General features: G+C 70.9%; 6 protein-coding genes, 1 tRNA gene and 1 pseudogene. 4 read left to right on the plus strand and 4 right to left on the minus strand.

Features of this window, described 5'->3' with window-relative positions; translation table 11 throughout:
• Positions 1 to 4: 4 nt before the first annotated feature.
• A complete protein-coding gene (locus tag VGD44_RS17365; RefSeq protein WP_331089405.1) occupies positions 5 to 1,096 on the minus strand; it encodes a citrate synthase/methylcitrate synthase in 1,092 nt (363 codons plus the stop codon).
• An 81-nt stretch (positions 1,097 to 1,177) separates the two neighbouring features.
• Between VGD44_RS17365 and VGD44_RS17370 the strand changes: the two genes are divergently transcribed.
• Positions 1,178 to 2,344, plus strand: a complete 1,167-nt coding sequence (locus tag VGD44_RS17370) for a citrate synthase (protein ID WP_331089407.1) — start codon at positions 1,178 to 1,180, stop codon at positions 2,342 to 2,344.
• 116 nt (positions 2,345 to 2,460) lie between these two features.
• Here VGD44_RS17370 and gltB read toward each other — a convergent pair whose 3' ends face one another.
• Both gltB and VGD44_RS17380 read right to left on the minus strand, forming a co-directional pair.
• On the minus strand, positions 2,461 to 7,008 hold the full coding sequence (gene gltB / locus VGD44_RS17375) for a glutamate synthase large subunit (protein WP_331089409.1): 4,548 nt from the start codon (positions 7,006 to 7,008) through the stop codon (positions 2,461 to 2,463).
• Between the two features lie 5 nt (positions 7,009 to 7,013).
• Positions 7,014 to 8,459, minus strand: a complete 1,446-nt coding sequence (locus VGD44_RS17380) for an NAD(P)-dependent oxidoreductase (protein WP_331089411.1) — start codon at positions 8,457 to 8,459, stop codon at positions 7,014 to 7,016.
• A 216-nt stretch (positions 8,460 to 8,675) separates the two neighbouring features.
• On the opposite strand from VGD44_RS17380, the gene VGD44_RS17385 reads away from it, so the two are divergent.
• On the plus strand, positions 8,676 to 9,476 hold the full coding sequence (locus tag VGD44_RS17385) for an undecaprenyl-diphosphate phosphatase (protein WP_331089415.1): 801 nt from the start codon (positions 8,676 to 8,678) through the stop codon (positions 9,474 to 9,476).
• Here the strand turns inward: VGD44_RS17385 and VGD44_RS17390 are convergent.
• Entirely contained in the window at positions 9,473 to 10,450 is a 978-nt protein-coding gene (locus tag VGD44_RS17390) for a complex I NDUFA9 subunit family protein (RefSeq protein ID WP_331089413.1), read from the minus strand. The two genes, VGD44_RS17385 and VGD44_RS17390, sit on opposite strands and share 4 nt — an antisense overlap.
• A 144-nt stretch (positions 10,451 to 10,594) precedes the next feature.
• Between VGD44_RS17390 and VGD44_RS17395 the strand changes: the two genes are divergently transcribed.
• Both VGD44_RS17395 and VGD44_RS17400 read left to right on the plus strand, forming a co-directional pair.
• Positions 10,595 to 10,681, plus strand: a tRNA-Leu gene (locus VGD44_RS17395).
• Between the two features lie 43 nt (positions 10,682 to 10,724).
• Positions 10,725 to 10,946 (plus strand): annotated as a pseudogene (locus VGD44_RS17400) (ribonuclease D); the annotation flags it as partial.

The raw sequence follows: 10,946 nt of genomic DNA on the forward strand, positions 1-10,946 counted from the left end.
TTCGTTACGCCGCCTTCTTCGGCATCGGGCCCACGTAGACGCTGGCGGGGCGGATCAGACGGCCGCCGGCGAGCTGCTCGCGGGCGTGGGCCAGCCAGCCCGCGACGCGGCCCATGGCGAAGACGTTGGTGAAGGCGCTGGGCGGGAAGGCCAGCGCCTCGAGCAGCAACGCCGTGTAGAATTCGACGTTGGTCTGCAGCGAGCGGTTGGGCTTGTGCTCGCGCAGGATGGCGAGGGCGGCGGCCTCCACGGCCTCGGCGAACTCAAGCCGTCCCTGGCGGGCGTCCAGCCAGCGGACGGCGGCCTTGAGCGCGTCGGCCCGCGGGTCGCGCACCTTGTAGACGCGGTGGCCGAAGCCCATCAGCCGGTCGCCGCGGGCGAGCGCGCCCTCGATCCAGGCGCGTGCGTTCGAGGGCTCGCCGATCGCGTCCAGCATCTCGATCACCGGCCCGGGCGCGCCGCCGTGCAGCGGGCCTTTCAACGCGCTAATGCCGGCGAGGACCGCCGAGGTGAGGCCAGCGCGGGTGGAGGCGACGACGCGGGCCGCGAACGTCGACGCGTTCAGGCCGTGATCGGCGACGGTGACGAGATAGGTGTCCAGCGCATCGGCCTCGGCCGCGCTGGCGGGGGCGCCGCGCAGCATGCGCAGGATGTCGGCGGCGTGGCGCAGCGACGGGTCGGGCGCGATCGGCGCTTCGCCCGCCTGGGCGCGCACCACGGCGGCGGTGAAGACGGCCGGCGCGGCCAGCAGGCGGAAGGCCACCTGGGCGTCGTCGCCGTCGGCCAGGCGGGCGGTCAGCGCCCGCATGGCCTCGATCGGGTTGCGGTCGAGGACACCGGTGTCGAGGGCCGCCACCTCGGCGAACACTTCGGCGCGGGCGGCGCCCAGCGCGGCCGGGATGTCGGCGGGCAGGTCCTCGTAGAAGCCCGCGAACAGCAGGCCGACCACGTCCTCGTAGGTGGTGCGGCCGGCCAGTTCGTCCAGCGAACGGCCGCGGACGATCAGTACGCCGTTCGCGCCGTCCACTTCGCTGAGCACGGTTTCGGCGGCGACGACGCCTTCGAGGCCATCGGAAGCAGCGGAAGTCGCGGTCATGGGAAGGTCTCCATCTCTCTTGCGGACGGAGAGAAAAGCTTCCAACCTGGACTCGTCAATCTTGATCAATATGATCAATATATGCCGCAAGCCGACTGGATCGCCGCCGAGGAAGCCCAGGCCCGCCTGAAGGTGCGACCGCAAACGCTCTACGCCTATGTGAGCCGGGGCCGCGTCAGTGTGCGGCCCGACCCCGGCGACCCGCGCCGCAGCCTCTATCGCGCGGCCGACATCGCAGCGCTGGCCGAGCGCAAGTCGCGCAGCCGCAAGATATCGGACGTGGCGACGGGGGCGATCAGCTGGGGCGAGCCGGTGCTGAGCTCCGAGATCACCACGGTGAGCGGCGGGCGGCTGTTCTACCGCGGGCGCGACGCGATCCGGCTCAGCGAGACCGAGACCCTGGAGGCGGTGGCGCGGCTGTTGCGCGGCGGGCACGGGGCGGCGCTGAAGCGCACCGACCGGCCGCGGCCGCCCGCGGCGCCGGGGATGCGGGAGCGGGCGTTCCTGGCGTTGGCCGAGCGGGCGGCCACGGACTTGCCGGCGCGCGGGCGGGCGGCGCTGGCGCTGGCGGTGGAAGCCGCGACGCTGCTGGACGTGCTGACCGACGCCATCGCCGGCGAGGTGGGCGGCGGCGCGATCCACAACCGGCTGGCGTTGGCCTGGGGCCAGGGACCGGGCGGGCCGGGCGCGGACCTGATCCGCAGAATCCTGGTGCTTGTGGCCGACCATGAGCTGAACGCCTCGGCCTTCGCGGCGCGGGTGGCGGCCTCGACCGGCGCGTCGCTGGCGGCGGCGGCGCTGGCGGGGCTCTCGACGCTGTCGGGGCCCCGGCACGGCGGGGCGACCGAGGCGGTGCGGCGGTTTGCGGCCGAGGCGGCGGAGCTAGGCCCCCGCGAGGCGATCGCCAGCCGGCTCACCGACGACCGTGCCCTCCCCGGCTTCGGCCACCCCCTCTATCCCGACGGCGATCCGCGTGCGGCGGCGCTGCTGGAGCGGTTCACGCCGCCGCCGCAACTGGCGCGGCTGCAGGAGATGGTCTGGGCGATCACCGGCCTCGCGCCCAACGTCGACTTCACGCTGATGGCGGCGAGCGAGGCGCTGAAGCTGCCCAGGGACGCCCCGTTCGCGTTGTTCAGCGTGGCCCGCTGCGCCGGCTGGATCGCGCACGCCATCGAGCAGGGCCAGCAGGACCGGCTGATACGGCCAAGAGCGCGGTACGTAGGGCCGGAGCCGGAATCCCTCCCTTAATGGGGAGGGACAGGCCGCAACGCGGCCAGGGTGGGGAAGCGTGAGCCGGGACTGAGAGGCGGGGGAGGATCAACACCTCCCCACCCTGCTCGCCTCCGGCGAGCTGTCCCTCCCCATTAAGGGAGGGAGGCCCGCTCGGGCACGCGCTCTTCGGCCTCGAGGGGATGATCCAGCCGGCCGACCATCTCCTTCGGGCAGACCTGCCAGAACTGGCCGACGGCGGCGTCCCAGTTGCGCAGCAGGTCGGCGGCCAGGCCTGAGCCGGTCTCGGCGGCGTGCTCTTCCACCAGCGCCCGCAGCACAGCCTGCCAGTGGGCCGAACCCACCCGGCAGACGACTACGCTGTCGGCATTGAGCGACAGGCGCAGGCGGTCTTCGGCATCGTGGACGAACGCCATGCCGCCGGTCATGCCGGCCGCGAAGTTGAAGCCCACGGGCCCGAGGATCACCACCGTGCCGCCGGTCATGTACTCGCAGCCGTTGGCGCCGCAGCCCTCGATGACCGCCGTCGCGCCCGAGTTCCGCACGCCGAAGCGTTCGCCCGCGAGGCCCGCCGCGAAAAGCCGGCCAGAGGTCGCGCCATAGAGCACGGTGTTGCCGATGATCGCCTGGCGGTGCGGGTTGGCGAGGCCCGGGGTCGGGCGCACCACGATGGTGGCGCCCGAGAGGCCCTTGCCGACGTAGTCGTTCGCCTCGCCGGTCACTTCCAGCCGCAGGCCCTGGACCGCGAAGGCGCCCAGGCTCTGGCCGGCCGAGCCCTTGAGCTGGACGGTCAGGTGGCCCGGCTGCAGGCCGTCCATGCCGAACTTGCGGACCATGTGCGAACTGGTCCGCGTGCCGATGGCGCGGGCCGTGTTCTGGACCGTGTAGGTGAGCTGCATCTTCTCGCCGCGCTCGAGGAGGGGCGCGGCGTCGCGGACGATCTGGGCGTCGAGCGTGTCGGGCACCTCGTTGCGGCCGGCGACCGTGCAGTAGGGCTTGTTCGGACCCGGGTCCGCCTTCACCAGCAGCGGGTTGAGGTCGAGGTCGTCCAGGTGCTCGCCGCCGCGGCTGACCTGCATGAGCAGGTCGGTGCGGCCGACGATCTCCTCGAGCGAGCGCGCGCCCAGCTTGGCCAGGATCTCGCGCACCTCTTCGGCGATGAAGGTGAAGAGGTTGATCACCTTCTCCGGGCTGCCCGTGAACTTCGCCCGCAGGCTCTCGTCCTGGGTGCAGACGCCGACCGGGCAGGTGTTGGAGTGACACTGGCGCACCATGATGCAGCCCATGGCGATCAGGCTGGCGGTGCCGATGCCGTACTCCTCGGCGCCCAGCATCGCGGCGATCACCACGTCGCGGCCGGTGCGGATGCCGCCGTCGGTCCGCAGCCGCACGAAGTGGCGCAGGTTGTTGAGCGTCAGCACCTGGTGGGCTTCGGAGAGGCCCATCTCCCACGGCGCGCCGGCGTACTTGATCGAGGTCTGCGGGCTGGCGCCCGTGCCGCCGACGTTTCCGGAGATCAGGATGGTGTCGGCCTTGGCCTTGGCCACGCCCGCCGCGATCGCGCCGATGCCGGTCATGGCGACCAGCTTCACGGTCACCCGGGCGTCGGGGTTGATCTGCTTCAGGTCGTAGATGAGCTGGGCCAGGTCCTCGATCGAGTAGATGTCGTGGTGCGGAGGCGGGCTGATCAGCATCACGCCGGGCGTGGCGTGGCGCAGCTTCGCGATCAGCTCGGTGACCTTGAAGCCCGGGAGCTGGCCGCCCTCGCCGGGCTTGGCGCCCTGGCTGACCTTGATCTCGATCTCGCGGCACTGGTTCAGGTACTCGGCGGTGACGCCGAACCGGCCCGAGGCGATCTGCTTCACCGCCGAGTTGGGGTTGTCGCCGTTCGGCAGCGGCGTGTAGCGCGAGCGGTCCTCGCCGCCTTCGCCGGACACGCTCTTCGCGCCGATCCGGTTCATGGCGATGTTGAGCACGCCGTGCGCCTCGGGGCTGAGGGCGCCCAGGCTCATGCCCGGGGTGACGAACCGCTTCCTGATCTCGTTGACGCTCTCGACCTCCTCCAGCGGGGCGGCCTTGCCCTCGGCGCGGATGTCGAGGAGGTCGCGGAGCTGGATGGCCGGGAAGCTGCGCACGCCTTCGGAGAAGCGCTTGTAGAGCTGGTAATCGCCGCGGTCGCAGGCCGACTGCAGCACGTGGATCATCCGCGCCTCGAAGGCGTGCGCCTCGCCGGCGCGACGGGCCTTGTAGAAGCCACCCACCGGCAGGCTGATCGCCGCCGGATCCCAGGCCTTCCTGTGCAGCTCGACGGCCTTCGCCTCCAGGCCGGCGAGACCGATGCCAGAGATGCGCGACGGCATGCCGGGGAAGAACTCGGCCACCAGGCTGCGCGACAGGCCGACGGCCTCGAAGTTGTAGCCGCCGCGGTACGACGAGATCACCGAGATACCCATCTTGGAGATGATCTTCAGGAGGCCGCCCTCGATCGCCGTCTTGTGGTTCAGGCAGAGGTCGCGCAGCGAGAGCTCGCCGGTCAGGCCGCGGTCGAGGCGGTCCAGGAAGCTCTCCTGCGCCAGGTAGGCGTTCACCGCCGTCGCGCCCACGCCCACCAGCACCGCGAAGGCGTGCGTGTCGAGGCACTCCGCCGAGCGGACGATGATGGAGACGTAGCTGCGCAGGCCCTTGGCCACCAGCCAGGCGTGGACGCCGCCGGTCGCCAGGATCATCGGCAGGGCGACGCGGTCGGGACCCGACGCCTCGTCGGTCAGCACGATGGTCGAGCAGCCGCGCAGCGCCGCGTCCTCGGCCTCGACGCGGATGCGGTCGAGGTTGGCGCGCAGCGCATCGCCGCCCCGGCCGTCGGCCGCCGGGATCGGCATGGTGCAGTCGACGAGGGCGACATTCTTCGCGCCGATCTCGCCCACCACGCGCTGGTACATGCCGGTGGTCAGCACCGGGCTCTCCAGCACGAAGACGTCGGTCTGGGTCTCGTCCTCGGCCAGGATGTTGCCGAGGTTCTTGAACCGGGTCTTCAGGCTCATCACGCCCGTCTCGCGCAGCGAGTCGATCGGCGGGTTGGTCACCTGGCTGAAGTTCTGCAGGAAGAAATGGCTGAGCGGGCGGTAGCGGTCCGAGAGCACCGCCAGCGGCGTGTCGTCGCCCATCGAGCCCACGGCCTCCTTCGCGTCCTCGACCATGGGGGCCAGGACCAGCTCGAGGTCCTCCAGGGTGAGGCCGGCCGCGGCCTGGCGGCGGACCAGCTCCTCACGGCCGTACATCCGCGGCTCGACGCCGGGCCCGATGCGGGTCTCCAGGTCGACCATGTTGCCGAGCCACTTGTCGTAGGGATGCTCGGACGCCAGCCGGTCGAGGATCGCCTCCTCGTGGTAGAGGCGGCCTTCGACCAGATCGACGGCGATCATGCGGCCCGGTTCGACGTGGGCCTTGCGCACGATGCGGCTCTCGTCGACGCGGCACATGCCGGCTTCCGACCCCACGATCAGCAGGCCATCCGAGGTCTCGGCCACGCGCATGGGGCGCAGCCCGCTGCGGTCCTTGCCGGCCACCACCCAGCGGCCGTCGCTGGCGCAGATGGCGGCGGGGCCGTCCCACGGCTCCATCACCGCGTTGCAGTACGAGTAGAGCGCCTTGTGGCTGTCCTTGATCTGCTCCTTGGAGCGCGCGGCCCAGGCCTCGGGGATCAGCAGCGTCTTGGCCATCGGAGCATCGCGGCCGGCGCGCACCAGCACCTCGAAGGTGTTGTCCAGCGCCGAGGAGTCCGAGCCGCCCGGCTGGATCACCGGCTTGATGTCGTCCTGGTAGTCGCCGAAGGCCCCGGCCGCCATGCGGATCTCGTGGCTCTTCATCCAGTTCACGTTGCCCTTCAGCGTGTTGATCTCGCCGTTGTGGGCCAGCATCCGGAACGGCTGGGCCAGCCGCCATTCCGGGAAGGTGTTGGTGGAGTAGCGCTGGTGGAAGATCGCCACCGCCGCCTTGAAGCGCGGGTCGGTGAGGTCCGGGTAGAACTCGTCGATGTGCTCGGCGAGGAACATGCCCTTGTAGATCAGCGCCCGGGCCGACAGCGAGCAGATGTAGAAATGCTGGATGTTGGCCGCCGCCACGCGCTTCTCGATCCGCTTGCGGCAGAGGAACAGCGCGCGTTCCAGCGCCTCGCCCTCCAGGCCCTTCGGCGGGCTGAGCATGATCTGCTCGATCTCGGGGCGCGTGGCGTTCGCTTTTTCGCCGATCACCGAAGTGTCGGTGGGCACCTGGCGCCAGCCGTAGATGTAGAATCCGAAGCGCAGCGCCTCGCTCTCCACGATAGTCCGGCAGGCCTCCTGGGCGCCCAGGTCGGTGCGCGGCAGGAAGACCTGGCCGACGGCGATGGGGCCGGGGCGCACCTTGTGGCCGATGCGCTCGACGTGGGCGGCGAAGAAGTCCTGCGGGACCGAGACGAGCACGCCCGCGCCGTCGCCGGTCTTGCCGTCGGCGTCGACGGCGCCGCGGTGCCAGACGCCCTTCAGCGCCCGGATCGCCAGCTCCACCACCTCGCGGCGCGGCTGGCCGTCGATGGCGCACACCAGGCCCACGCCGCAGGCGTCGTGCTGGGCGGTGATGTCGTATCCGTTCGCGGCGATGAGGCGGTCGCGGTCGCGCTCGTAGCGGTCGAGGAAATCGGTCATCGCGCTCACTCCGCGGCGATCAGGTCGGCGGCCGCGTGGGCCATGAGGTAGCGGTGCATCGCCTCGGCGGCGTCGCGGCCGTCGCGGATCGCCCAGACGACCAGCGAAGCGCCGCGGACGATGTCGCCGGCGGCGAACACGCCGGGAATCGAGGTCATCAGGTTCCGGATATCAGCCTTCACCGTGCCCCAGCGGGTGACCGCGAGCTCCGGCGCGGCGAAGGCGCCCGGTAGGTCCTCGGGATCGAAGCCCAGCGCCTTGATGACAAGGTCGGCGGAGAGGTCGAAGTCGCCGCCTGGAATCTCCTCCGGCGCCTGGCGGCCCGAGGCGTCCGGCGCGCCCAGCCGCATGCGCGCGGCGACCACGCCGGCTGCCTTCAGCGCGTCGCCGGTGACGGCGCGGGGCGCGGCCAGCCATTCGAAAACCACGCCCTCCTCCATGGCGTGGGCCACTTCGCGGTCCGAGCCCGGCATGTTGGCGCGGTCGCGACGGTAGAGGCAGGTGACCGAGGTCGCACCCTGGCGGATCGCCGTGCGCACGCAGTCCATGGCGGTGTCGCCGCCGCCGACGACCACGACGGCCTTGCCCTTGGCGTCCAGGCGGCCGGAGGCGAAGTCGGGCACGGCGTCGCCCAGGCCCACGCGGTTGGCGGCGATCAGGTAGTCGAGGGCCGGGACCACACCGGTCGAGCCGGCGCCGGGGAGGGGCATGTCACGCGCCGCATAGACGCCGGTGGCGACCAGCAAGCTGTCATGCCGCTCGCGCAGCTCCGCCAGGGTCGCATCGCGGCCGACCTCGAAGTTCAGCACGAAGGTCACCCCGCCCTCGGCCAGCCGGCGCGTGCGGCGCTCGACGACCTCCTTCTCCAGCTTGAAGCCCGGGATGCCGTAGACCAGCAGGCCGCCAGGGCGGTCGTGGCGGTCGTAGACGGTGACGGCGTAGCCCAGCTCGCGCAGGCGCTCGGCGGCGGCGAGGCCCGCGGGGCCGGCGCCCACGATCCCCACCGACTGGCCGCGCTCGGCGCCGGGCTGAAGCGGCTTCACCCAGCCCATCTCCCAGGCCTTGTCGGTCAGGTACTTCTCGACCGCGCCGATGGTGACCGTGCCGTGGCCCGACTGCTCGATGACGCAATTGCCCTCGCACAGGCGGTCCTGCGGGCAGATGCGGCCGCAGACCTCGGGCATCGAATTGGTGGCCTGGGAGAGCTGGTAGGCCTCCTCGAGCCGGCCCTCGGCGGTCATCCGCAGCCAGTCGGGGATGTTGTTGTGGAGCGGGCAGTGCGTCTGACAGAACGGCACGCCGCACTGGCTGCAGCGCGAAGCCTGCTCACTCGCCTTGGCGTCGATGAACTCGCGGTAGATCTCGTGGAAGTCGCCCGAGCGCGCGCCGGCGTCCCGCTTCTCGGGCGTCGCCCGCGGCGTGACCGTGAACTTCAGCATGCGCTCGGCCATGACGGGCCCTCTTCTGTCCGAGCCGGCCATCTAGAGCGCGATTTCAGGCCTGGGAAGGCTTGAGTCAATTTTTTGGACTATAAGTCCACCGCGCTTCGATGCGAATTAGGCTCGGACACCGTGCGGGCCCGCATTTAGTCCAATTTTGAGATCATCACTTTTCGCCCCTATGGTCGCCGCCTGATCGGCCCCGCCGATTCGAGGGAGTGCGCCGTGCTGCCGGACTGGGTCTATGCCGTCATCCTGGGGGTCATCGAGGGGCTGACCGAGTTCATCCCGGTCTCGTCCACGGGGATGATGCTGCTGGCCAAGGAGGCGCTGGGCCTGCCGAGCGGCTTCTGGGACACCTTCGCGGTGATGATCCAGCTGGGCGCGATCCTGGCGGTCGTCGTCCTCTACTTCCCCAAGCTGTGGGCGCAGGTCGTGGCCCTCCCGACCGACCCGGCCGCCCGGAAGTTCGCGCTGTCGGTGATCGTGGCCTTCCTGCCCTCGGTGGTGCTGGGCCTGCTGGCGCACGATTTCATCAAGGCGGTGCTGTTCGACAGCCCGCGGACCCAGTGCATCTCGCTGATCGTCGGCGGGGTGATCCTGCTGTTCGTGGACCGGCTTGCGCCCAAGCCCGTCGAGACCGACCCCTTCCGCCTCACCCTGGGCCGGGCGCTCGCCATCGGCTTCTTCCAGGTGCTGGCCATGATGCCCGGCGTCTCGCGCTCGGGCGCCACCATCGTCGGCGGCATGCTGATGGGCGTCGAGAAGCGCGCGGCGGCCGAGTTCACGTTCTTCCTGGCGATCCCCACCATGCTGGGCGCCTTCGTGCTCGACGCCTGGGAGAGCCGCGGTCAGCTGACCAGCGAGACGATCCCGCTGATCGCCATCGGCTTCGTCGTGGCGTTCCTGGTGGCGATCGTGGTGATCCGCACCATGCTGGCGGTCGTCACCAGCCGCGGCCTGGCGCCGTTCGGCTGGCTGCGGATCGCGATCGGCGGCGCCGGCCTGGCGCTGCTGACGTTCGGCTAAGCCCGGCCGGCTTCCAGCTCGCGGGCGTCCTGGTCGGCGTACTGGCCGCCCTTGCGGTAGCGGTAGAGGTAGGTCGGCAGCACGGCTTCCAGGGTGGTCGGCGTGATGCCCAACTCGGCAAGGCCCGGGTGCTGGCCGCTGGCCACGTTGTCCACACGCAGGCTCTCGACCTGGTCGGCGGTGACCGGTGGCGGGATGATTGCGGCGCCCAGGTCGGCGATGCGGCCCAGAGTGCGGGCGACCGGCCACGGGATCGGCAGCAGCAGGCGGCGCTGGCCCGTCTCGGCCAACATCTTCTCCATCAGCTCGCGGAAGGTGAAGACGCCCGGGCCGGCGAGCTCGAAGGTCTGGCCGGCCGAAGCCTCGTCGGCGACGATGCGGGCCAGCGCCCGGCCCACGTCGCCCACGAACACCGGCTGGAAGCGGGTCTCGCCGCCGCCGATAAGCGGCAGGACCGGCGAGAGCTGCGCCATGCTGGCGAACTTGTTGAAGAAGCTGTCGCCGTTGCCGAACACGATGCCGGGGCGAACGATCGCGGCGTCGGCGAACACCTGGCGCACGGCGGCCTCGCCCTCGGCCTTGGTGCGAGCGTACTTCGACGGGCCGTTCGGGTCGGCGCCGATCGCGGAGACCTGGACGATGCGGCGCACGCCCAGCGCCTGGGCGGCCTCGGCCGCGGTCTTCGCGCCCATCACGTGGGTCGCCTGGAAGCCCTGGCGGCCGGTCTCGCGCAGCACGCCCACGAGGTTCAGCGAAGCGGTCGCGCCGTCCAGCGCGCGCTCGATCGAGGGCTGGTTGCGGATGTTGGCCTGGACCACGTCGATCTGCCCCACGTCGCCCAGCAGCCGCATCTTGTAGGCGAGGTTGGGGTTGCGCACGGCCACGCGGATCCGCCAGCCGGCCTTGGCGAGGTAGCGGACGGCCTGCGTGCCGACGAAGCCGGAGCCCCCGAAGACGGTGACGAGGTTCTGCATGGCGGTCCTGTAGCCCTTGGAATGGCGTGCGGATTAGACGATGCGGCCGCGCGCCGCAATGCGACCAGGAAGACTCACGGCATGGCCCCGTTGACCCGGTCCGGACCTTGCCATATGTAGCCGCCTCCCGATCCGACGGACGGGGCCCAGGTGGCGGAATTGGTAGACGCGCTGGCTTCAGGTGCCAGTGGCTTAACGGCCGTGAAGGTTCGAGTCCTTTCCTGGGCACCACCCCTAAGATAAACCGGGGTTATCTGTCGGAGTCGAAGGCCAAGTGACCACCCACGTCCATGAAGGCGATCTGCCGGCCGGCGCGCTGGCGAGCGCGACGGCCGTCGCCATCGATTCCGAGACCATGGGCCTGCGGCTGGGCCGCGACCCGCTGTGCGTGATCCAGCTGTCGGACGGGGGCGGCGACGCGCATGTGGTGAAGCTGGACCGCGACACCTACGATGCGCCGAATCTGAAGCGTCTGCTTACTGACCCATCGGTCACC

It is taken from the genome of Phenylobacterium sp. (assembly GCF_036402295.1).
In the GTDB taxonomy this organism is placed as follows: domain Bacteria; phylum Pseudomonadota; class Alphaproteobacteria; order Caulobacterales; family Caulobacteraceae; genus Phenylobacterium.

Coding starts and splice junctions, on each gene's coding strand:
- VGD44_RS17370 (WP_331089407.1), top strand. CDS start 1,178: ATGCCGCAAGCCGACTGGATCGCCGCCGAGGAAGCCCAGGCCCGCCTG.
- VGD44_RS17380 (WP_331089411.1), bottom strand. CDS start 8,459: ATGGCCGAGCGCATGCTGAAGTTCACGGTCACGCCGCGGGCGACGCCC.
- VGD44_RS17365 (WP_331089405.1), bottom strand. CDS start 1,096: ATGACCGCGACTTCCGCTGCTTCCGATGGCCTCGAAGGCGTCGTCGCC.
- gltB (WP_331089409.1), bottom strand. CDS start 7,008: ATGACCGATTTCCTCGACCGCTACGAGCGCGACCGCGACCGCCTCATC.
- VGD44_RS17390 (WP_331089413.1), bottom strand. CDS start 10,450: ATGCAGAACCTCGTCACCGTCTTCGGGGGCTCCGGCTTCGTCGGCACG.